The organism is Corynebacterium nasicanis, from assembly GCF_042658165.1.
In the GTDB taxonomy this organism is placed as follows: domain Bacteria; phylum Actinomycetota; class Actinomycetes; order Mycobacteriales; family Mycobacteriaceae; genus Corynebacterium; species Corynebacterium nasicanis.
This window is the reverse complement of record NZ_JBHSQE010000001.1, coordinates 485,140-505,910: the sequence shown is the minus strand read 5'-3', so window position 1 is coordinate 505,910 and position 20,771 is coordinate 485,140. Positions and strand designations below refer to the sequence as shown.

Below are 20,771 nucleotides of genomic sequence, written 5' to 3'. Positions count from 1 at the left end.
TGGAATGTACGGCTCCGTCACTGTCCGCGACCACACCCTCCGCGCCCCCTGGGTGCCCGGCGAGACCATCGAGGTGTTCTGCCGCGAACTCTCCACCGACGACACGCTGCCCCCGCTGCTCTTCCTCCAGGGCGGCCCCGGCTATCCCGGACATGTGCCCCTCGATGGCTGGCTCCGGGAGGCGTTGGGTCACTACCGCGTGTTCCTCCTCGACCAGCGCGGAACCGGGCGTTCCACCCGTCTCGATCGCCACGGCGATCTCGCGCTTCTCGACGCCGCCCACCTCTCCCGCCTCCGCGCCAGCGACATCGTCGCCGACGCCGAGGCCTTCCGTGTGCAGCTGGGCATCGAGCGCTGGGACGTGCTCGGGCAGTCCTTCGGCGGTTTCTGCATCACCACCTATCTCTCGCAGCACCCGGACGCCATCCGCTACGCCTACATCACCGGCGGGCTGCCGGGATTCGGGGCTGCCGATGAGGTCTACCGCGCCACCTACGCCAAGCTCGCTGCCCGCCACCAGCGCTTCTACGACGTCGTACCCTTCGCCGAGAGCCGCATCCGCGAGATCTGCCACCACCTGGACAACTCCGACGAGCGCCTGCCCACGGGTGAGCGCCTGAGCTCCCGGCGCTTCCGCACCATCGGCATCGAGTTGGGTCGCGGCGCGGGTTTCGAGACACTCGCCGTGCTTCTCGACGCCCCCTTCCACCACCTCCGCGGCGAGAAGCGCCTCCGTGGCGACACATTGGCCTCCCTGTCCGGGATGCTCTCCTTTGAGTCGGCCCCTCTCTGTGCCGCGATCCACGAGACGATCTACCCCGGGGCGCCTGCGTGGGCGGCGCACCGCGTCCGCGCAGAAAGCGAGGGCTTCGGCGAACATCTCGATCCACGCTCTGCTGAGCCCTTCTACCTCACCGGTGAGCACATCTACCCGTGGCTTTTCGAGGAGGACCCCGCCCTCCATGCCTTCCGGTCGGCTGCGGAGGAGCTGGCGGGGCACGACTGGGAGGAGCAGTACGACGCGGCGGCGCTGGGGGAGGCGAGCGCCGTGTGCGCGGCGGCCGTCTACCGCGACGACATCTTCGTCCCCCGCGAGCTCTCCCTCGACACCGCGGCCCACTTCCGCGACCTGCGCGTCTGGGAGACGGCCGAGTACCAGCACAACGGGCTGCGGGTCGACGGAGCCCGCATTCTCCGGCACCTCATGGACATGGTGCGATCATGAGTTTCTTATAGTGTCTTCAGCGCATACCCGCCGCGACATATCTACATATCTTCTGGCATCGGTCACAAGCTGCTGACGGGAGACCTCACCTCAAAGTCACGATTGTCACTGGAGGACTCATGTCTGCCGTGTTCCGCTCCCGCGAGGACCGTTCCGCCGCCATCGCGGTGACCGCCTTCCCCCTGTTCATTCTCCTCGGCACCGCGCTGGCCTTCCTCTTCCCGGCGCCGTTCCAGCCGTGGTCGCAGTACATCACGTACTTCCTCATGATCATCATGTTCGGCATGGGCCTGACCTTGACGATCCCCGACTTCCAGGAGATCGCCCGCCGTCCCTGGGCCATCCTGCTGGGCGTGGTCGCCCAGTTCGTCATCATGCCGGCCGCGGCGATTATCGTCGCCCGCATGCTCGGGCTCAACGAGGCCCTGGCCGTCGGCCTGCTCATGCTCGGCTCGGTGCCGGGCGGCACGTCCTCCAACGTCATCACTTTCCTGGCCAAGGGCGATGTCGCCCTGTCCGTGGCGATGACCTCCGTATCGACGCTGCTCTCGCCCATCGTCACCCCCATGCTCATGCTGGCGCTGGCCAACCAGCGCACCGAGGTCGACGGCGCCGGCATGGCGCTCACCCTCGTGCAGACCGTCCTCCTGCCCGTCATCGGCGGCCTCGTCCTGCGCTACTTCCTGGACAAGTGGATCGGCCTGATCTCCCCGGTTCTGCCGTGGATCTCGATCCTCGGCATCGGCGGCGTCGTCTTCCCCACGGTGGCCAACAACACCGAGCGTCTCGCCGCCGTCGGCATGATCGTCTTCGTCGCCGTCCTGCTGCACAACATCTTCGGCTACGTGCTCGGCTACCTCACCGGCAAGCTCTTCCGCCTGCCCGAGTCCAACAACCGCACCATGGCGGTGGAGGTGGGCACCCAGTCCGCCGGCCTGGCATCGGGCATGTCCGCGAAGTTCTTCAGCCCCGAGGCGGCCCTGCCGGGTGCCGTCGCCGCCGTCCTGCACAACATCACCGGGGCCGTCTACGCCTCGATCGCCCGTCGCTTCCCGCTGGATGAGGAACAAAAAACCGCCACGGATGTTGAAGATAAGGTGTCCGTCTCCTAGACGGGCTACAGTATGGCGTAACACGTCGACCGGAGGTGCGAATGCAGGGCAATCGTGAGCATGTGAGTCTGTCCACGACAGAAGTCACGGAATTCGATCGACTCGCCACGGAACTCGGAGTCTTCGAGGTCTCCGAGGAAAGAGTCCTCCACCCGGGTATCCTCACCCAGGTGTACGGGGGATAGTGGCACAAGAAAAGGACCGGGTGCGGTGTGCACCCGGTCCTTCGCTGATTTCTTAACCCGTGTGGTGAACGGAAGCGAGGGCGTAGACGGGAGTGTCCATTCCCTCGTAGCGTGCCTTCAATTGCAGGGCGAGGTAGCGAGAGTAGTGGCGAGATTGGTGGAGGTTCCCGCCGTGGAACCACAGGCCCTCAACCTGTGTTGGCTTCCACATGTTCCGCAGCTCTCCCTCCCATGGGCCCGGATCCTTGGTGGTGTCAGACCCCAAGCCCCAGCAGCGGCCGACCTCATTTGCGACCTCTGGGCTGATGAGCTGGGCAGCCCAACCGTTCATGGAACCGTAACCGGTGGCGAGGACAATCACATCGGCTGGCAGTTCCGTGCCGTCGGTGAGGACCACCGAGTTGTCGGTGACGTGGTCAATGCTGACTCCTGATCGCACCGGTATCTTTCCATCGGCGACGAGCTCCGAGGCACCCACGTCGATGTAGTAACCCGAACCACGACGAAGATACTTGAGGAACAGGCCCGAGTCATCGTCGCCGAAATCGAGAAGGAATCCAGCGCTACTCAATTTGTCATAGAATTCACGGTCGTCTTCGCGGATCTTCTCGAACACGGGCCTTTGAACGTCGGGCAGGAGTCGGTACGGCCACGATGCGAAGAGCAGGTCGGCAGTGTCAACATCGATGCCTGCTTCGACTGCATCCTCGGAATACAGTGGGCCGAAAACTTCTCGCATCAGGGAATCCGACTTCACAATGTGAGTGGACGAGCGTTGGATCATCACAGGATAGGCGCCGTTTTCGTAGAGATCGGCCGCGATGTCGTGGGCTGAGTTGTTGGCGCCCAGGATGATGACGTTCTTTCCCTTGTCACCTTCTCCGCCGGGGTGCTCGGAGGAGTGGCGGATCTCTCCCCGGAATTTCTCTTCGCCTGGGAGGTGAGGTCGATTTGGAACACCCGACATTCCTGTGGCGAGTACCAGGTGGGACGGCTGCAAAGTGACTACCTCTCCATCCCGCTTCACTTCTACTGTCCAGGTCGCCGAGTTCTGGTCGTAGGACGCCTGCACACACTCAGAGTTCGTCCAGTAGTCGAGGTCCATGATGCCGACGTAGTGCTCGAGCCAGTCACCCATCTTGTCCTTCGGAGTGAAGACCGGCCAGTCGTCAGGGAACGGAAGATAGGGGAGGTGGTCGTACCAGACTGGATCATGCAAGCAGAGGGAGTAGTATCGCGAGCGCCATTGATCCCCGGGACGGTCGGCCTTGTCCACGATGAGAGTGGGGACTCCGAGCCGCTTCAGACGAGCACCGAGGGCAATGCCCCCTTGGCCACCGCCGACAATGAGGACATACGGTTGTTCGGTCGATCCGAGGGTCGCCTGGCGGTCGGACCTCCTGTCCAGCCAGTTACGGGTATCAGTCTTTTCGCCGTGTTCCGCTCCCATCGCGCGGCGTCGACCCTTCGGCTCCGGATACTCGATCAGTTCCTGCGCAGAAGTGAGCAGGGTCCAGGCGCGACCGTCGCGGAGTCGGACGATGCCCTTGCCGTGGAAGTTTGCGGAGTCGAACGTGAAAGACACACGACTCACTCCGTTTCCCTCATCGGCGGGCTCCTCGCTCACCACAAAGTTGGACAAGTGACTAGCTGGGTGAGTTTCCTCCACCATGTTGACGATTTCGTCGATTCCCTCGGCCGTGGTGATGTTCCAGCTAATCGCGGTGAGGTCACGCCAGAATGAGTCCGGCTCGAAGATTTCCCGCAGGATGTCCGCGGACGGGGTCGCGGTCGCTTCCTCCAGCTTCCGCAACCATTCTTGGGCTCGGGCAGTGGGCGTCATACAGCCTCCCTATAGAGTAATTGTGTTGCAGATCACTCTATCGGGAGGCTGTGTCTGGTGCCACCATTTCCGCTAGAAAGGCACCCCACTGTGGAGGATGACGTTCGCATAAGGGGTCGTCTCACCGGTACGCACCACGAATGACGCGTCGGCGACGAGGCGTTTGAGATCCTCGTGGCTGACCTCCGTCTGTGGGACGTCCGGCAGCAGCGATCGCACCTGCTCCGGAGTCTCCGCCGCGAGCGTGACTTCCTCGACGACGACCTCGGAGAGGTAGGCCGCAAGTACGTCCGCGAAGCGGGGGATGCCGAAGACCAGCGCCAGATCCACCACCGGGACGCCCGCCGGGACGGGCAGGCCGCAGTCCGCGATGACGACGGTGTCGGTGTGCCCGAGCCGGTTGATCCGGGCGGCCAGCTCGGCGTGGAGGATTCCTGACTTACGCATCGGAGACCTCCGGGAGCACATCGGTGGGGCCGGGGTAGGAGGTCTGGGCTCCCGCGCCGAGGGTGGCGAAAGCTCCCACCCGGGCGGCGTGCTCGGCGGCGGTGACCAGGTTGTCCCCGGCGACGAGCCGGGCGACCAGGGCACCCGCGAAAGCGTCGCCCGCGCCGACGGTGTCCACGGGCGTGACCCGCGGCGTCGGAATGGGCGTGCGTGTCGCCCCGTAGCCCACCAGGGCGCCCGCGGCGCCGAGGGTGAGGACGACGGAGGGGAAGCCGGCGTCGATGAGCGCGGACACGAGGTCCTCCGGATCCCCGGACGCGATGCCGGCCCCGAGCATGTCGAGGACGAGCCCGGCCTCATGCTCGTTGGCCAGCAGGGGATCGGCCCGGAGGAGCTTATCGACGTCCACCTCGATCACCGGAGCCAGATTCACCACGACGCGGCCCCCGGCGAGGTCCACGGCGGCGGCGAAACCATCGGCGGGGATCTCGCCCTGCAGGAGCAGGACCTGCGCGGAAGCGATGAGAGCGGCGTGTGAACGGACGTAGGCGGCGTCGACGGTGGCGTTGGCGCCGGGGACGACGACGATGGTGTTCTCGCCCGCATCGTCGACGGTGATGACCGCCAGGCCGGTGGTACCGGGCACCGTCGCCACGGCCGTGAGGTCGACCCCGGAGGTCCGCAGCACTGCCGTGGCGGGAGCGGCGTAGGGATCATCGCCGACGGCTCCGACCATCGCGACCTGCGCGCCCTGCAGCGCGGCGGCGACCGCCTGGTTGGCGCCCTTGCCGCCCGCGGTGACCACGCCGCCCGATCCCAGGAGGGTCTCCCCGGGGTGCGGGTGGCGGGCCACGCGGACGCTCAGGTCGGCGTTGAGGGAGCCGACGACGACGACCTCAGCGGGCTCGCTCACTCGAAGTCACCGACATTCTCGCGGGTGACGGTGACGACCTCGACCGGGACCTCCTTCTCCGGGGCCTGGTCGTCGAGGATCTTTTTCGCCTGCTCCACGGCCTGGGCGCCGAGCTCGCCCGGCTGCTGGGCGATGGTGGCGACCATGCGGCCGTCCTTGACCGCCTTGAGACCGTCGGCGGTGCCGTCGAAACCGACGACCTTGACGCTGTCGCCGGCGCGGGCGCCCAGGGCCTCGAGGGCGCCGAGGGCCATCTCGTCGTTCTCGGCGAAGATCGCCTTGACGTTCGGGTGGGCCTGGAGCAGGTTGGAGGCGACGTCGAGACCCTTGGTTCGGTCGAAGCCGGCAGTCTGCGTGGCCACCACGTTGATGTTCGGGTAGGCGGCGATGCCGTCGCTGAAGCCCTTCCCGCGGTCACGGGAGGCGGAGGAACCGGCGATACCCTGCAGGACGATGACGTCGCCCTCCTCGCCGATCGCGGCGGCCAGAGCGTCCGCCGCCTGCTTGCCGCCGGCCACGTTGTCGGAGGCGATGAAGGACGCGACCTCGCCGCCGTTGGAGGAACGGTCGACGGCGATGACGGGGATGTCCGCCTTGTTGAGGGCCTCGACGGCGGGCACGACGGCGTCGGAATCCGTCGGGTTGACGATGACGACGTCCGCGCCGGAGCTGGCGGCGTTGTTGAGCTGGTTGATCTGGGTGGACGCATCATCCGAAGCGTCCTGGATGTTGAGGGTGATGCCCAGCTCATCGGCCTTGGCCTGCGCTCCGTCGCGCAGCTGCACGAAGAAGGGGTTGGTCTGGGTCGACAGCGCCAGGGTGACGGAGCCGTCTCCGGCGGAATCGCGGTTACAGGCGGCCAGGCCGAGGGCGAGGGTGACGGAGGTGACGATGGCGAGGGACTTGCGTGCGATGGACATGATGTTCCTTTCGGGGGAGGGGTTGTTAGGTGGTGGTCTTCTTGCGCAGCACATCGAAGCCGACGGCCAGGGCGATGACCAGGCCGATGACGATCTGCTGCCAGAAGGAGGAGACGTTGAGGAGGTTGAGGCCGTTACGGATGACGGCCAGCAGGATGGCGCCGATGAGTGTGCCGGTCGCCTTGCCGGTACCACCGGCAAGGGAGGCGCCTCCGATGACGACGGCCGCGATGGCGTCGAGCTCGTAGCCGACACCGGCCTGCGGCTGCGCCGAGGACAGGCGGCCGGCCATGACGAGGCCCGCCAGTCCGGCGAACAGGCCCGACAGGGCGTAGACGGTGACCAGGATCTTCTTCACCGGCAGGCCGGAGAGGCGGGCGGCCTCCACGTTGCCGCCGATGGCGTACATCGAGCGGCCCAGGACGGTGCGGGAGAGGATGAACCAGCAGACGAACCCGGCGATGACCATCATCACGATGGGGATGGGGACTCCCGCCACAGTGCGTCCCAGCCAGTTGACGGTCGGGGCGGTGGCCATCGGCGAGCCCTGCGAGATGACGAGGGTGGCGCCGCGGGCGATGGACATCATCGCCAGGGTGGCGATGAAGGCGGGCAACTTGCCGTAGGCCGTGGCGATGCCGCTGATCGCGCCGGCGAGCAGGCCGGTGAGCAGGCCCGCCAGCAGGGTGAGCCAGCCGGGCAGACCCGCATCCACCCAGAACCAGGCGGACACCATGGCGCCGAGGGCGGCGACTGCGCCGACCGAGAGGTCGATGCCCGCAGTGACGATGACGAAGGTCATGCCGAACGCGAGGATGGCGACGGTCGCGGCCTGGATGCCGATGTTGAGGACGTTGTTGACGGTGAGGAAGTGGGGGGTGGCGGCGAACAGGGCGATGCACAGGACGACGAGTCCCACCAGGGCGCCGTTGTTCATCACCCAGTTGAGCACCTTGCGGCCGGTGGTCATCGGGACTCCTTGTGGTCGAGTTGGTCGAGTGCCTCGGACGTGAGCGAATCGTCGATCTGGGAGACCGCGAGCGCCATCACCTCGTCCTGGGTGGCGGTGTTGGGCAGTTCACCGGCGAGGCGTCCGCCGGACATGACGAGCACCCGGTCCGACATGCCCAGGACCTCGGGCAGTTCACTGGAGACCATGAGCACGGCCCCGCCGGCGGCGGTGAGCTCGTTGATGATGTTGTAGATCTCCACCTTGGCGCCGACGTCGACGCCGCGGGTGGGTTCGTCCAGCAGCAGCACCTGCGAGCCGGCGAGGACCCAGCGGCCGAAGACGGCCTTCTGCTGGTTGCCGCCGGAGAGGTTGCGGATGTCCTGGTCGAGTCCGGCCATGCGGATGCGCAGCTTCTCGGCGACCTCGGCGGCGCGGCGGCGCTGGCCACGTCGGTCGGCGATGCCGAAACGCGCGGTGGAACGCAGCGTGGCCAGGCCGAGATTGTCGCCGACGTTGGCGCCGAGCACCAGGCCCTGCGCCTTGCGGTCCTCCGGCACGTGGCCGACGCCGCGCCGGATGGCCTCGGCGATGTCGTGGTGGCGCAGGTCCTTACCGGCGATGCGGACGGTGCCGGAGTCGACGGGATCGGCTCCGGCGATGGCGCGGACGACCTCCGTGCGCCCCGCCCCGACGAGGCCGGCGACGCCGACCACCTCGCCGGCGCGGACCTGGAAGGAGACGTCCTGGAAACGGCCGGCGGCGGTGAGTCCGTCGACCTCGAGCAGCACGTCCCCCAGCTCCGGGACGACGCGCGGGAACTGATCGTCGATGTCACGGCCGACCATGAGGCGGACGAGTTCCTCCTCCGGGGTGTCGGCGGGGACCTCGGCGACGAATTGGCCGTCGCGCAGGACAGAGACGGTATCGGCGATACGCGCGATCTCGTCGAGGTGGTGCGAGATGAAGACCATGCCCACGCCCTTCGACTTGAGGTCGTCGACCACGGTGAACAGCTGGTCGATCTCGTGGCCGGTGAGGGCGGCGGTGGGCTCATCGAGGATGAGCAGACGGGCGTCCATGGACAGCGCCTTGGCGATCTCGACCAGCTGCTGCCGCGCGATACCGAGTTCGCCGACCGGAGTGTCCAGGTCGACGTTGACACCGATGATGTCGAGCGCCGCCTGTGCGCGACGGCGCAGTTCGGGGTAGTTGACCAGGCCGAATTTCTCCGGGGTGCGTCCGAGCATGACGTTCTCGGCGACGGACATGGTGGGTACCAGGTTCAGTTCCTGGTGGATGGTGGCGATGCCCAGGGCCTCCGCGGCCTTGGTGGTGGGCAGGCTCGTGGGCTGACCGTCGACGATGATCGTGCCGGAGTCCGGCTGGTACACGCCCGACATCATCTTGATGAGCGTCGATTTGCCCGCGCCGTTCTCCCCGAGCAGGGCCGTTACCCGGCCCGGGTACACGGAAACGCTCACCTCGTCGATGACGTTGATGGGGCCGAAAGACTTGGAGACCTTCTCCAGCGTCAGCAGCGCATCGGTCACGGGGTCACCTCCTTCGGGTGAAATTGCTGGATGGGCGGATGATGAGTGTGGTGGGGGTCGAGATCGACGTCGGCGGGGACGTCCCCGAGACGAGGTCGAGCAGCAGGTTCAGTGCCCTGGTTCCCAGGTCCTCGACGTTTTGGTCGATGACACTGACCGGGGTGGCCTGCAGTCGCATGGTGGGGTTGTCGTCGAAGCCGATGAGCGCCAGCTCGCGGCCGATCTTCACGCGCCGGGCGTGGCAGGCCTCGAGAGCGCCCACCGACATCATCGTGTCGCCGGCGATGATCGCCTCGACCCCGCGATCGAGCAGGTCAAGCGTGCCCTGGTGGCCGTCGGAACGGTCGAAACCGCCGTGGTAGACCTCTTGCTTTTCGACGCCCCACCTCCCGCACGCCGCCTCGAAGGCGGCGAGTCGCCGCACGCCGGTGGAAGTGCTCATCGGGCCGGAGAGGTAGCCGAGGTGGCGGTGGCCACGGTCGAGAAGATGGTCGACGGCGGCCTCCATGCCCGGGGCCGGATCGGAGGCGACGGTGGGGAGTCCGGTATCAGGGAGCTCGCGGTCGACGAGGACAACGGGCATGGTCAGACGGCTGAAGGTGTCGTCGGAGCCGGAGTAGGGGACGGCCAAGATGCCGTCCACCTGTTGCGCGGCGAGGGTGTCCAGCGAGCGCGTGAGCTGGGCCGGGTCCTCGGAGGTGGAGGAGATGATGGTGGAGAATCCGCGGCGGGCCGAGGCCTGCTGGATGGCGTGGGCCATGGTGGCGAAGAAGGGGTTGACCAGGCTGGGGATAGTGAGGCCGAGGATGCCGGTCCTGGCGCTGCGCAGGGCGCGGGCCTGGGCGTTGGGGAGGTAGTTGAGCTCCCGGGCGCGGGCGCGCACCCGCTGCCGGGTGCCGGCGGCGATGACCGGGTTGTCGGCCAGGGCGCGGGAGGCGGTGGAGACGGAGACACCGGCGGCCGCCGCGACATCTTTGAGCGTGGGTCGGGCCATGGCGTCGTCTCCTTCCTGCCATCATTGCAATCGATTGCAGCTGGCGTTTCACTCAGGCTATGCCCGCTCCCGAGGTGCGTCAAGTGCCCCAGGTCACAGAATGATTTCTGTTGTGTGGGCACACACGTAGACTTCCTGGCATGACCATTCGCGACCGCGCCCTCGGTGCCTGGTACGGCCAGCTCATCGGAGACAACCTCGGAGCCCTCGTCGAATTCCAACGCCCGGGCGAGATCGCAGCCGCCTACCCCGACGGGGTCCGCGACATGGCGGACGGCGGCACCCACAGCATCGCTGCGGGGCAGCCCACCGACGATTCTGAGATGGCGCTCGCCCTCGCACGTTCCCTCGTCCGCAACGGTGGCTACGATCGCGCCGACGTGCTCGACTCCTACCACCGATGGAACCAGTCCCATCCCTTCGATATCGGGGCCACGATTAGCAGCGCACTGCGCGGCCAGTACAACGAGAACTCGCAGGCCAACGGCGCCCTCATGCGGATCTCCCCGGTGGCGATCGCTTATCACGCAGACCCGGCCCGTGCCGCCTCCCTGGCGCGCACCGACGCCGCACTCACGCACCCGAACTCCTACTGTCTCGACGTCAATGCCGTCTGGACCGGAGCGTTGGCCAAGGTCATCCACGATGGTTCCGCTCCCGTCTTCTCCCGGACCGACCTCCACGACGAGGTGCCCGGAGACATGTACACCCAGCAGGGGTGGGTCCGACATGCCTTCTCTCTCACCGTCCACGAGGTGGAGCGAGGGGACACTTTCGAAGAGGCCCTGGTCCGCACCATCGGCAGAGGTGGCGATACCGACACCAATGCCGCCATCGTCGGCGCCTTCCTCGGTGGTGTCCACGGGATCGATGGCATCCCGCAGCGTTGGCGGGAGGTCATTGACACCTGCCGTCCCATCCGTAACCGACCCGCTGAATATCACCCCAATGACGCCACCGAGCTCGTCGACCGGCTCCTGGAGATTTCCGACCTCCCCTCCACGTCGCCCGGCCCGTAAGTGTCGCCGAATCCTCTGAAACCATGAAACGACTTTTCTCCGCACTGCTCATTTCCCGCGAGGCGCGCGAGCACCTCGTCCATGCGCTCCGCCCGATCCGGGAGTCCACGACCCGCGACATGCGGTGGACGGACCCGGACAACTGGCACATCACACTGGCCTTCTACGGTCAGATGCCCAACGATCATTCCGACTTGCTGGCGCACCTCGCCACTGCGGCCAACTCTGCGGCGCCGCTGTCTCTGCGGCTCCACGGCGCCGGCTCCTTCGGGCACCGGACTCTGTGGATGGGCGTGGGAGGCGATGTCCGCCCCCTCAAGTCGCTCATGGCGGACGCTGTCATTGAGGAGCCGGTGCAGACGCAGAAACCCCACCTGACGGTCGCCCGGACGCAGGAACGCTGGCTTGTCGGCGACCTGGTGCATGCGCTCCTGGTCTATGAGGGGCCGGAGTTTGTGTGTGATGAGCTGGTCCTCATGGAGTCCCGTCTTGGAGAGGGACGGTCGGGAGGTCCCCGATACGAGATCCTCGAAAGCGTGCGGCTGGGTTAGCGGGCTGAGAACGGCGGGCTCGGTCGGGTGGCCTTCGGCGGGGATGATGCGGTGTCGTAGCTGATTGCCTCGCTGAAGCGTCACACTCTGCCTCGCAGCAGGCGTCGACTCAGCGAGACGGCTCCCCGGCGAAATCTGTCTGGGGCGGCATGCCTGCCCAACCGAAGACTGCGGCGTCGGGCCCTGTCTTGCATGGTTGCGGACGGGGAGTTGAGGTCATCGGTGGTCGACGGTGTGCGGTGGCTATTCCTCGTCTCTGGGGTCGGGCTGTCTGGGGTGTCGTACGCGTGTGGGGAGTCGGTCGTGGATTTCGACTCTTCCTCCCCACTGAGGAGAGCGCTGAGGGCCTCGGTCTGGCTCACGTTGTGGGAGCTTGCGTAGGCGCGGACCCGTTCCTCGATCTCCTTGCCCGTCTTCGCGTCGGTTTCCAGGGAGACGTGGGAGCGGTCCCCGTCGTATCCGACTGTGAAGCGGTCCTTCCGGTCGGGGAGGGGATCACACTGTTCGGGCTCCGAGGTATCGAAGGGCTGGATGATGGCGTTGAGCTTCTTGTCGAGTTGCCCCGGGGTGGGCAGGTCCTGGTTGGCGCGGGTGGGTGTGAGGTAGGCCGTGATCTCATCATCAACGATCGCGATGTGGTCGTCGTTACTGCCATCGATCTTGTTCAGAACGGAATCGATCAACTTCAGGCGGGCGAGATCGAGGTGATAGTGGCGCTCCTGGAGCCGCTTCAACTTCGGCAGTTGTCGCAGACGCCGGTGAGCGGAGACGGCGGACGTGACGTAACGGTCACCTCGGCCAGTTGATCGGCGCAGGCGGGCGATAGTAAGTCGGTCGTCTTTGTCATCGTCGGGCAGCTCCTCCTGCCACATGGCGTGGTCCTCCTGCCGGGCGCGAGTGCCTCGGATGGCGGCTTTGTCGTGGCGGTCGGAGACGGAGAAGTAGGCCGCCGGACGGAGCAGGTTGAGCCCCTCCCTCTCCGAGGTGGAGTTGCGCCCCTTTTCCAGTGCAGGATCTATCGTCAGTGTGAACATGTTATTTCCCCCTTCACGCCTCACCGTAGAACAAGTGATCGAATTGTGCAAGGGTTCCGGTCGATCACATCTGCGGAATGGCTGCCAAGAGAGATTGTGTGTATTCGTGCTGGGGATTCGTCCAGATCTCCTCGGTGGGACCGTGCTCCACAATCTGCCCCTGGTACATGACTGCCACTGTCGAACACACTTCCCGCACGACCGAGAGGTCATGGGAAATGAAGAGCATGGTGAGGCCGTACTCGTCGACCAGTTCGTCGAGAAGCTCGAGGACCTGGGCGCGAACGGAGACATCGAGGGCGGAGACGGGCTCGTCGGCGAGCAGGATCTCGGGTTTCCCGGCCACTGCACGGGCGATGGAGATGCGCTGACGTTGCCCGCCGGAGAACTGATGGGGATAGCGCTCGGCGGCGTCCACAGGCAGCCCGACCTCGGTGAGGACCTCGAGAACGCGGGCGTGGTCGCCGCCGCCCTCGGCGACGGAACGGCCGATCCGCAGGCGCGGGTTGAGTGAGCTGCGGGGGTCCTGGAAAATGACCTGGACGCCGGCGTCGACAAGCACGCGGCCACTGTCGGGGACATCAAGGCCCGCGACCAGCCTCAGCAGTGTGGTCTTGCCGGAGCCGGAACCACCGACTACACCGAGACGCTCTCCGCGGCGCACCACCAGCGACACGTCATCGAGGGCCCGCGTCGAGCCGAACGTGCGGGTGACGTTCTCCAGGGTGATCACCGGCTCGCCGACCTCCCGGACTTCGGCAGGTTCGCCAGGCAGGGACGCCGCGACAAGGCGCTGTGTGTACGGGTGTTCCGGGGCGCGCAGCACCTGCTCGGTGGTGCCTTCCTCGACGATTTCGCCACCAGACATGACGAGTACGCGGCGGCACATCCGGTTGATCACGCCAAGATCATGGGTGATGAACAACAAGGACATCCCGAGCTCGTCGACGAGATGATCCAGCAGGTCAAGTACCTGATCCTGGACGGTGACATCCAGGGCCGTCGTCGGTTCGTCGCAGATGAGCAGGTCCGGCTCCTGCGCGATGGCCATCGCAATGAGCACGCGCTGGCGCTGTCCGCCGGAGAGTTCGTGTGGGTAGGCGTTCATGCGCGCGGGATCGAGTGAGACCCGTTCGAAGAGGTCGGTAACCTCGGATCGTCCGGCTGCCTCAGCGACCTGCCGTCCGACCGTCATGAGGGGATCCAGCGCGGTCATGGGTTCCTGGAACACCATGGACACCACCTTGCCGCGCAGGGGGCGCAGCCGGCGGTCGCTGAGCCCGATGAGTTCCTGGCCGTTGAGTACCACCGACCCGGAGGCGTCCAGGCCGCGGGGCAAAAGGCCCATGATGGACAGGGCGGTGAGTGATTTGCCGGAGCCGGACTCGCCGATGAGCCCGACGCGTTCGCCTCGTCCGACGGTGAAGGTGATGTCGCGGAGCAGACCCTCGCCGACGTGGAGGCCGGTCACGGAGAGAATGGTCATCGTCGGCTCCTGGAAGGGTCGAGTACGTCGCGCAGGCCGTCGCCGAGAAGGTTGAATCCCAGCACCGTGAGCGCGATCGCGAGGCCCGGCCACAGTGCGAGCTGTGGGGCAGAGCCCAGGGAGGCCTGTGCGGACTGCAGCATCCGCCCCCAGGACGGGTCGGGCGGGGAGGTGCCCAGGCCGAGGAAACTGAGCGCGGCCTCGGCGAGGATCGCCAGTGCGAAGGCCACGGAGGCCTGCACGATGATCACCCCGGCAATGTTCGGCAGCACGTGCCGGTGGGCAATGACCAGGCCGGGGACCCGGGAGACGCGTGCGGAGGCGATGTAGTCCTGTGTCATCACCTGCAAGGTCCCGGCGCGGGCCACACGGGCGAATCCCGGAATGCCGGCGATGCCGATCGCGATCATGGCGGTGAGTGTCGCGGCTCCGAAGGCCGCCCCGGCGATGATGGCCAGCAGCAGGGCAGGGAAGGCGAGCATGAGGTCCATGCCGCGCATGATGAACGTCTCCGCCCAGCCCCGGCGCATGCCCGCCAGAATGCCGAGGGGGACGCCGCACAAGGCGGAGATCCCCACGGCGACCAGGCCGACGAAGAGGGTGATCTGCGCGCCCGCCATGATGCGGGAGAACACGTCGCGGCCGTAACGGTCGGTGCCCATGAGGTGTTCGGTAGAGGACCCCAGCAGGCGTTCGGCGGGCAGGGCGTGGACCGGATCGTAGGGGGTCCACACCAGCGAGATGAGGGCGAGCAGCACCGTGATCGTGACGATGACCGCCCCGATCCATCCGGAGACAGGCAACCTTTTCATGCGCTCCTCCTGATCCGCGGGTCGATGAGCCGGTAGGTGACGTCCACGATGAGGTTGACCGTCAGCGTAAACACGACGAGCAGCATGACGATCGTCTGCACCACGGTCAAGTCCCGGCGGGCCACCGAATCCAACAGCATGGACCCGAGTCCCGGGATGAGGAAGACGCGTTCGATGACCACGGCGCCGACGATGAGGCTGGTCAGTTGGAGCCCCGCCACGGTCAACACCGGCAGGGCAGCGTTCCGGAGCCCGTGGCGCCACAACGCCTCGCTCATCGACGCGCCCGTGCTCCGCGCCGTGCGGATGAACTCACGGTCCAGCACCTCAAGGACCGCGGAACGCACGTAGCGGGTGAGGATCGCCGCCTGCACCAGCGTCAACGCCACCACCGGCAGGATGACGCGCTGCAGAAATCCGCCGAAGTCCACGCCGGGCGGGATCCAGCCGTTGGCCGGCACCCACCCCAGGTGGACAGCGAAGACAGTGACGAGCAGGATGCCGGTGAGGAAAGAAGGGATGGCCACCCCGACCTGGGCGGCGGCCGAGACGACGCGGTCATCGCGCCGCGCGGCCCACATACCCAGGGGCAGGGCGATGAGCAGCGAGAGCACCATCGCCATCCCGCAGAGGAGGAGGGAGACCTGCGCCCGGTCGATGATGAGCGGGGTGATGTCCTGTCGCGACGCCAGCGAGGTGCCGAAGTTACCGGTGAGCAACCCGCCGACCCAGTCGAGGTACTGCACGATGAGGGGGCGGTCGGTGCCCAGCTGTTTGGCCAGAGCCGCCACCGCCTCGTCGGTGGCGGTCACCCCCAGTGCCACGCGCGCCGGGTCGCCGGGAACGAGGCGCAGCAGGAGGAAGATCACCACCGAGGCGAGAAACAGGGACACGAGGAACCTGAGGAGCACGCGCGCAATCACTGTTTCTCCATTCCGGCCAGGGCCAGGGCATCGGTGACCACGGTGGGGGACACTCCGGTGACCCCAGGGGCCGTGACGACGATGTTGGGCAAATTGAACACGGTGAGCGCGCCGGCGTCGGACATGATCGTCGCGACGGCCGACTCCATGTGTGCGACCTGTTCCTCGACGGTGACCGCGGTGTCGGCGGCCAGGAGGTCTGCGCGAACCTGCTCATCGTCGTAGCCGAGGTAGTAGTTTGGGTTGCCGAACAGTGCCGGTATGTCGCGGGCCTCCACGTGGGCGATGATCGACATGTCGTAGTTCTTCGCCGTCATCACCTCTGCCAGCCACACGGCGGGGAACTCCACCGTCTCCAGGTGGACCCGGAACCCGACGTCACGCAGCTGCGAATACAGCAGTTCCGAGATATTCTGCGCGTATGGCAGGGACGGCAGGGAGATGGTGATCTCGGGGGTGCGGCCGTCGAGAAGCTCGCGGGCCCGGTCCGGATCGAAGGGGGCGAAGTCGGTGCCGGTGAACCACGGGTCAGTGGGCGGTACGGGCGCGCCGCCGGTGTCGGCGGCCAGCCCCTCCCACACGACCTGGTTGACGGCCTCCCGGTCCACGGCGTGGAGCACGGCCTGCCGGATGGTGGGGTCGTCGAAGGGGGCGCGACGGTTGTTCATCGAGACCAGCACCTCACCGTTGGTGGTACCCACCTCGACGGTGTAGTCCTCCGGCAGCGTGTCCAGGAGTTCGGGGGCCTGCATCGCCCACACGAGGTCGATATCGCCGGAGCGCAGGGCATTAACGGCGGAGGTAGCGTCGGAGAAGTAGCGGATCGCCGCATTCTGTTTCGCCGCCTCGCCCCAGTAATCCGCACGCGCGGCGAAGGTGATGGACTCGCCGACGGCGAATCTTTCGACGCGATAGGGGCCGGTCCCCAGCGGCCGGGTCGCGAGCTTATCGACGCCCCCCGGTGCCATCATCGCCCCCGTCAACGTCCCCATCGACCACAGCCAGTGGTGGGAGGGGCGCTCGAGAGTCACCTGCAGGGTGTGGTCGCCGAGGACCTGCACGTCCGCGACGACGTCCATCTGCGCCTTGAGACCGTTGGTCCAGGAGTCGCGCACATAGTTGATCGAGAACTCGGCGGTCCGGGCGTCAAAGGGCGTCCCGTCCGAGAACGTGACGCCTTCGCGCAGGTGGAAGGTGTAAATGGTGGCGTCCTCCGAAACGTCCCACGAGGTGGCGAGGAGGGGGACGATGGTCCCCGAGGCGTCGATACGCACGAGGCCCTCGTAGACGTTGGCCATGAGGGCCTGCGGGATGGCGGCGCCGCCCGTCGTCGTGAAGTCGAGGGAAGCGGGCACGCCGGTGGTGCCCAGCACCAGGGACTCCTCCCCGGCGACGCGACCGACCTGTGTGGCGGTGGAACCCGCGGAGCAGGCCGTGACCGCGAATCCCGCCACAAGGGCGAGCGTGCCGAGAGCACGACGAACTGTCATGCCTGCGACGTTAGTCGATTTCAGCCCCCGATCATCGTTACTGTTACTCCAGGGGCGTGAAGCGCGCCGGGGAGGGCGTGCCCCGCACGGCGTTGAGGCTGAGGGTGAGGTTCTCGGAGACGAAGAAATCGTCGGAGTAGGAGATGAGCTGGCCGTACTGGTCGGAGGCGGCCTTGCGCACGCGCAGGAGCGGGTCGCCGACGGCGCTGCCCAGGATCTCCGCCTGCTCCGGGGTGGCGATGGTCGCGCTCACGCAGCGGGTGAGGTTGTCCACGGTGATGTCCCGCTGCGCGAGGTGTGTGTACACCGAGTCCCGGTCGGTGTCGAGGTCAAGGATATGACGTCCGATGTCGACGGGAAAAAAGATCGTCTCCAGGGCGAGGGGGGTTCCGTCGGCCGTACGCAGGCGGCGCAGGGTGATCACATGCGTTCCCGGTTCGAGCCGGAGGTGGCCGGCGGTGACCTCGTCGGCCGGCTGGCGGGCGAGCAGGAGGGTCTCCTGTCCCGGCTGCTGTCCGTGGGCGCGGAGCCAGGCGGTGATGGAGACGGAGGAGTCGAAGGAGCCGCTCTCGGAGCGTGCCAGGACCGTGGAGCGGCGTCCCCGGCCGGTGGAGATCATGCCCTCGGTGCGTAGCAGCATCATGGCCTGTCGGACGGGTCCGCGGGAGGAGCCGAACTGCTCGCACAGCTCCGCCTCGGACGGGAGCTCGTCGCCCGTGTTGAGCTGGCCGTTGTTGATCGCTTCACGGATGTGAGCCGCGATCTTCTGGTAGTGCTGCGACGCCATAGTGTCGTAATCCTTGTGGGTCGGTGAGATGAGCTGGTTACCTTTCCGCTTCAACTAACGCGGAATATGCCCTGACATTAGCCGACTGTAGCGATATTGCAATGACCTGAGTGCAATAGGGTGATTCTTCGTGATGGATGTACTGGCCGGATTCGGTGTCGTGGTGGCGGTCATCGCCGTCGGCTGGCTGCTCGGCCGCACCGAGGCGCTGGGGCCGGGCGCCCGACGCGTGTTGGCGAACCTCGTGTACCTGGTGGCCACGCCCGCCCTGCTCTTCGACATTCTGCTGCGCACGGACCCGCGCACGTTGTTCTCGGAGAATTTCCTCGTCATCGCGGGCTCGGCGGTGCTCACCGGTCTACTCGGCTTCCTGCTCTTCCGGCTCCGGGGGAGAAACGCCGCGGACAGTCTCGTCGGCATGCTGGCGTCCTCGTATGCCAACGCGGGCAACCTCGGCATCCCGCTGGCTGTCTACATTCTTGACGACGCCGCCGTCGTCATCCCCGTCATCCTCTTCCAGGTCGCCTTCTACGCGCCCGTCACACTCACCACACTGGACCTGCTGCACCGGTCCCGGCAGGCACACCTGGTGCGCAACATCGTGGGCGCACTGCGCAATCCGATGCTGCTGGCGGCCCTGGCCGGTCTGCTCGTCGGGTACCTGCGCCTGCCGGTGCCGGGGCTGCTCAGCCAACCGGTGTCCCTGCTGGCGGGTGCCGCGGTGCCCGTGGCGCTGCTCGTGTTCGGGATGTCCCTGGTGGGCACCCGCGTCCGTCTCAGTGGGGATGTCCTGCTGGCGGTGGCTTTGAAGAACCTCGTCCATCCGGTGATCGCGGGCCTTGTGGCCGCGCAGATGTTCGGCTTGACGGGTGCGGCGTTGTTCGCGCTCGTCGTGCTCGGGGCGTTGCCGACGGCCCAGAATGTCCTCACCTACGCCCTGCGGTTCCGCACCAATGAGGTGCTCGCCCGTGATGTCGGTGTGGTCTCGACTCTCGTGTCGCTGCCTGTCCTGGTCGTGGTGACACTGCTGCTTGGGTAGCATCGCCACCATCATGGACACCCTCCGACTGCGTTCCTCCGCCCGTCACCTGGCCACCAGCCGGGCGGTGGTGGTGTGCGGGGTGTTCCTGGTTCTCCTGGGGCCCCTGCTCGCCGGTCTCCTTGTCGCCGGCCGCTATTCGGCCTGGCCGGAGCTCTTTCTTGTCGCCACCGCCGCCCCCGGCGTCGGTATCGCCGCAGCGGTGTTCATGCTGGTCGTCCGCCTGTGGCGCCGTTCGCGTCCCGTCCTGCTTATCGACGACCACGTCACCCTCCCGGCCACCGGCATCCGCTTCCCGCTTTCCCGGCTGAACCGGGTGCAGCTCTACACCCACGGCGGAGTGGCCCGGATGGTGCTCCTGCCCGAGCACGTCATCGAGCGGGTGCCCTCCCGTGCCGTCGACCCGTACACGGTGTCCTTCCCTGCCGGCGCGAACTACCTGCCCAATGAGCTCCTGGACCTGGTCGGGCGGAGGGTGAGTGGGGTGGGCGTCGATAAGCTGGGGTCACTGTGACGCTGCGGCGAGGATCTCCATGCTGCGGTTCGTCTCGGCGGTGGAGGTGCCCTGCAGCGAGATCATCAGCTCGTCGGCCCCGGCGCTCCGGGTGAATCCGTCGAGGTAGTCGCGCACCTGCTCGCCGTTGCCCACGGCCGTGTAGCGCAGCATGTCGATGATCTGCCGCCCCTGCGGTGACTCGATGATCCGGTCGAGCTGGTCGTCGCTGAGAGGGCGCCCGCGCCCGGCCATCGCCCGTACGCGCTGCCGGTAGATACCCTCGAGCTGCCGGAGCGCGTCGGCGGTGGTGTCGGAGGCGACGACGTTGACGGCCGCGATGACATAGGGTTCGGCCAGTTTCTCCGAGGGGCGGAAGTTCTCCCGGTAGGTTGCCACCGCCTGTTCCAGGTGTGTCGGGGCGAAGTGGGAGGCGAAGGCGTAGGGCAGCCCCAGCTGGGCGGCGAGGCTGGCGCCGTAGAGGGAGGATCCGAGGATGTAGAGCGGGACGTTCGTGCCCCGGCCCGGGATGGCGTCCACGCCGGGGATGCGCGAGTGGCCCGCGAGGTAGCCCTCGAGCTCCATGATGTCCTGCGGGAAATGCTCCGCCGCATTGGGGCTGCGGCGCAGCGCCCGCCCCAGGGTGTTCTGGTCCGTGCCGGGTGCGCGTCCCAATCCGAGGTCGATGCGGTCGGGGTAGAGCTCCGCGAGGGTGCCGTACTGCTCGGCGATGACGTAGGGGGAGTGGTTGGGCAGCATCACCCCGCCGGAACCGAGCCGGATGGACTCGGTGTGCGCGCCGACGTGGGCGATGAGCACGGCCGGGGCGGACGACGCGATGTGCGGCATGTTGTGGTGCTCGGCGTACCAGATGCGGTGGAAGCCGAGCCGCTCCGCGCGCTGCGCCATGTCGACGGAGCGGCGCATGGAGTCCCGCGCCGTCTCGCCCGGGTAGATGTGGCAGAAGTCAATGAGGGACAGAGTAGGGGACACGGC

20 protein-coding genes are annotated in these 20,771 nt (G+C 66.9%); 6 read left to right on the top strand and 14 right to left on the bottom strand.

What is annotated here, in order from left to right; all coding sequences use genetic code 11:
* The first annotated feature begins 4 nt into the window (after positions 1–4).
* Positions 5–1,225: an alpha/beta fold hydrolase gene (locus ACFPUZ_RS02515; RefSeq protein ID WP_376999554.1), complete on the top strand. Its 1,221-nt coding sequence runs from the start codon at positions 5–7 to the stop codon at positions 1,223–1,225.
* A gap of 119 nt (positions 1,226–1,344) precedes the next feature.
* Positions 1,345–2,337: a bile acid:sodium symporter family protein gene (locus ACFPUZ_RS02510; protein ID WP_376999552.1), complete on the top strand. Its 993-nt coding sequence runs from the start codon at positions 1,345–1,347 to the stop codon at positions 2,335–2,337.
* A gap of 237 nt (positions 2,338–2,574) precedes the next feature.
* Here ACFPUZ_RS02510 and ACFPUZ_RS02505 read toward each other — a convergent pair whose 3' ends face one another.
* The 7 genes from ACFPUZ_RS02505 to ACFPUZ_RS02475 form a co-directional block, all read right to left on the bottom strand.
* Positions 2,575–4,365: a flavin-containing monooxygenase gene (locus ACFPUZ_RS02505; RefSeq protein WP_376999550.1), complete on the bottom strand. Its 1,791-nt coding sequence runs from the start codon at positions 4,363–4,365 to the stop codon at positions 2,575–2,577.
* A 72-nt stretch (positions 4,366–4,437) separates the two neighbouring features.
* On the bottom strand, positions 4,438–4,812 hold the full coding sequence (gene rbsD / locus ACFPUZ_RS02500; protein ID WP_376999548.1) for a D-ribose pyranase: 375 nt from the start codon (positions 4,810–4,812) through the stop codon (positions 4,438–4,440).
* Positions 4,805–5,725, bottom strand: coding sequence for a ribokinase (locus ACFPUZ_RS02495; protein ID WP_376999546.1), 921 nt, complete (start codon positions 5,723–5,725; stop codon positions 4,805–4,807). Before ACFPUZ_RS02495 ends, rbsD begins: the two co-directional genes overlap by 8 nt.
* Positions 5,722–6,645 (bottom strand): D-ribose ABC transporter substrate-binding protein, encoded by a 924-nt coding sequence (locus ACFPUZ_RS02490; RefSeq protein ID WP_376999544.1) that lies wholly within the window; start codon positions 6,643–6,645, stop codon positions 5,722–5,724. Before ACFPUZ_RS02490 ends, ACFPUZ_RS02495 begins: the two co-directional genes overlap by 4 nt.
* 25 nt (positions 6,646–6,670) lie before the next feature.
* The gene (locus ACFPUZ_RS02485) at positions 6,671–7,615 is read right to left on the bottom strand and encodes an ABC transporter permease (protein WP_376999542.1); all 945 of its coding nucleotides are present in this window, start codon (positions 7,613–7,615) and stop codon (positions 6,671–6,673) included.
* Positions 7,612–9,147 carry a sugar ABC transporter ATP-binding protein gene (locus ACFPUZ_RS02480; protein ID WP_376999540.1) on the bottom strand — a complete coding sequence of 512 codons (1,536 nt, stop codon included), beginning with the start codon at positions 9,145–9,147 and terminating at the stop codon, positions 7,612–7,614. The genes ACFPUZ_RS02485 and ACFPUZ_RS02480 overlap by 4 nt, the downstream gene beginning before the upstream one ends.
* A gap of 4 nt (positions 9,148–9,151) precedes the next feature.
* The gene (locus ACFPUZ_RS02475; RefSeq protein WP_376999538.1) at positions 9,152–10,141 is read right to left on the bottom strand and encodes a LacI family DNA-binding transcriptional regulator; all 990 of its coding nucleotides are present in this window, start codon (positions 10,139–10,141) and stop codon (positions 9,152–9,154) included.
* A 140-nt stretch (positions 10,142–10,281) separates the two neighbouring features.
* Here ACFPUZ_RS02475 and ACFPUZ_RS02470 point away from each other — a divergent pair, with 140 nt between their 5' ends.
* Together ACFPUZ_RS02470 and thpR are read left to right on the top strand one after the other, a co-directional pair.
* Positions 10,282–11,160 carry an ADP-ribosylglycohydrolase family protein gene (locus tag ACFPUZ_RS02470; protein ID WP_376999536.1) on the top strand — a complete coding sequence of 293 codons (879 nt, stop codon included), beginning with the start codon at positions 10,282–10,284 and terminating at the stop codon, positions 11,158–11,160.
* A 23-nt stretch (positions 11,161–11,183) separates the two neighbouring features.
* Complete coding sequence (gene thpR / locus ACFPUZ_RS02465) at positions 11,184–11,711, top strand: RNA 2',3'-cyclic phosphodiesterase (protein ID WP_376999534.1); 528 nt, start codon at positions 11,184–11,186, stop codon at positions 11,709–11,711.
* An 80-nt stretch (positions 11,712–11,791) separates the two neighbouring features.
* Here thpR and ACFPUZ_RS02460 read toward each other — a convergent pair whose 3' ends face one another.
* The 6 genes from ACFPUZ_RS02460 to ACFPUZ_RS02435 all read right to left on the bottom strand — a co-directional run bounded on the left by ACFPUZ_RS02460 (position 11,792) and on the right by ACFPUZ_RS02435 (position 18,243).
* Positions 11,792–12,745, bottom strand: a complete 954-nt coding sequence (locus tag ACFPUZ_RS02460; RefSeq protein ID WP_376999532.1) for a hypothetical protein — start codon at positions 12,743–12,745, stop codon at positions 11,792–11,794.
* A gap of 64 nt (positions 12,746–12,809) precedes the next feature.
* Positions 12,810–14,231 (bottom strand): ATP-binding cassette domain-containing protein, encoded by a 1,422-nt coding sequence (locus tag ACFPUZ_RS02455; RefSeq protein WP_376999530.1) that lies wholly within the window; start codon positions 14,229–14,231, stop codon positions 12,810–12,812.
* Positions 14,228–15,043 (bottom strand): ABC transporter permease, encoded by an 816-nt coding sequence (locus ACFPUZ_RS02450; RefSeq protein ID WP_376999528.1) that lies wholly within the window; start codon positions 15,041–15,043, stop codon positions 14,228–14,230. Before ACFPUZ_RS02450 ends, ACFPUZ_RS02455 begins: the two co-directional genes overlap by 4 nt.
* Positions 15,040–15,963, bottom strand: coding sequence for an ABC transporter permease (locus tag ACFPUZ_RS02445; protein WP_376999962.1), 924 nt, complete (start codon positions 15,961–15,963; stop codon positions 15,040–15,042). Before ACFPUZ_RS02445 ends, ACFPUZ_RS02450 begins: the two co-directional genes overlap by 4 nt.
* The gene (locus ACFPUZ_RS02440) at positions 15,963–17,456 is read right to left on the bottom strand and encodes an ABC transporter substrate-binding protein (RefSeq protein ID WP_376999526.1); all 1,494 of its coding nucleotides are present in this window, start codon (positions 17,454–17,456) and stop codon (positions 15,963–15,965) included. The genes ACFPUZ_RS02445 and ACFPUZ_RS02440 overlap by 1 nt, the downstream gene beginning before the upstream one ends.
* A 43-nt stretch (positions 17,457–17,499) precedes the next feature.
* Positions 17,500–18,243, bottom strand: coding sequence for a GntR family transcriptional regulator (locus ACFPUZ_RS02435; RefSeq protein ID WP_376999525.1), 744 nt, complete (start codon positions 18,241–18,243; stop codon positions 17,500–17,502).
* A 130-nt stretch (positions 18,244–18,373) separates the two neighbouring features.
* On the opposite strand from ACFPUZ_RS02435, the gene ACFPUZ_RS02430 reads away from it, so the two are divergent.
* Both ACFPUZ_RS02430 and ACFPUZ_RS02425 read left to right on the top strand, forming a co-directional pair.
* Entirely contained in the window at positions 18,374–19,282 is a 909-nt protein-coding gene (locus tag ACFPUZ_RS02430) for an AEC family transporter (RefSeq protein ID WP_376999523.1), read from the top strand.
* Positions 19,283–19,295: 13 nt separating this feature from the next.
* Positions 19,296–19,796, top strand: a complete 501-nt coding sequence (locus ACFPUZ_RS02425; protein ID WP_376999521.1) for a hypothetical protein — start codon at positions 19,296–19,298, stop codon at positions 19,794–19,796.
* On the opposite strand, the gene ACFPUZ_RS02420 is transcribed toward ACFPUZ_RS02425, so the two are convergent.
* Positions 19,788–20,768, bottom strand: a complete 981-nt coding sequence (locus ACFPUZ_RS02420; protein ID WP_376999519.1) for an LLM class flavin-dependent oxidoreductase — start codon at positions 20,766–20,768, stop codon at positions 19,788–19,790. The two genes, ACFPUZ_RS02425 and ACFPUZ_RS02420, sit on opposite strands and share 9 nt — an antisense overlap.
* Between the last annotated feature and the right edge of the window lie 3 nt (positions 20,769–20,771).

Excerpts from the sequence above, each read along its gene's own strand:
- ACFPUZ_RS02515 (WP_376999554.1), top strand. The coding sequence starts at position 5 with ATGTACGGCTCCGTCACTGTCCGCGACCACACCCTCCGCGCCCCCTGG.
- ACFPUZ_RS02510 (WP_376999552.1), top strand. The coding sequence starts at position 1,345 with ATGTCTGCCGTGTTCCGCTCCCGCGAGGACCGTTCCGCCGCCATCGCG.
- ACFPUZ_RS02505 (WP_376999550.1), bottom strand. The coding sequence starts at position 4,365 with ATGACGCCCACTGCCCGAGCCCAAGAATGGTTGCGGAAGCTGGAGGAA.
- rbsD (WP_376999548.1), bottom strand. The coding sequence starts at position 4,812 with ATGCGTAAGTCAGGAATCCTCCACGCCGAGCTGGCCGCCCGGATCAAC.
- ACFPUZ_RS02490 (WP_376999544.1), bottom strand. The coding sequence starts at position 6,645 with ATGTCCATCGCACGCAAGTCCCTCGCCATCGTCACCTCCGTCACCCTC.
- ACFPUZ_RS02485 (WP_376999542.1), bottom strand. The coding sequence starts at position 7,615 with ATGACCACCGGCCGCAAGGTGCTCAACTGGGTGATGAACAACGGCGCC.
- ACFPUZ_RS02475 (WP_376999538.1), bottom strand. The coding sequence starts at position 10,141 with ATGGCCCGACCCACGCTCAAAGATGTCGCGGCGGCCGCCGGTGTCTCC.
- ACFPUZ_RS02470 (WP_376999536.1), top strand. The coding sequence starts at position 10,282 with ATGACCATTCGCGACCGCGCCCTCGGTGCCTGGTACGGCCAGCTCATC.
- thpR (WP_376999534.1), top strand. The coding sequence starts at position 11,184 with ATGAAACGACTTTTCTCCGCACTGCTCATTTCCCGCGAGGCGCGCGAG.
- ACFPUZ_RS02460 (WP_376999532.1), bottom strand. The coding sequence starts at position 12,745 with ATGTTCACACTGACGATAGATCCTGCACTGGAAAAGGGGCGCAACTCC.
- ACFPUZ_RS02455 (WP_376999530.1), bottom strand. The coding sequence starts at position 14,231 with ATGACCATTCTCTCCGTGACCGGCCTCCACGTCGGCGAGGGTCTGCTC.
- ACFPUZ_RS02450 (WP_376999528.1), bottom strand. The coding sequence starts at position 15,043 with ATGAAAAGGTTGCCTGTCTCCGGATGGATCGGGGCGGTCATCGTCACG.
- ACFPUZ_RS02440 (WP_376999526.1), bottom strand. The coding sequence starts at position 17,456 with ATGACAGTTCGTCGTGCTCTCGGCACGCTCGCCCTTGTGGCGGGATTC.
- ACFPUZ_RS02435 (WP_376999525.1), bottom strand. The coding sequence starts at position 18,243 with ATGGCGTCGCAGCACTACCAGAAGATCGCGGCTCACATCCGTGAAGCG.
- ACFPUZ_RS02425 (WP_376999521.1), top strand. The coding sequence starts at position 19,296 with ATGGACACCCTCCGACTGCGTTCCTCCGCCCGTCACCTGGCCACCAGC.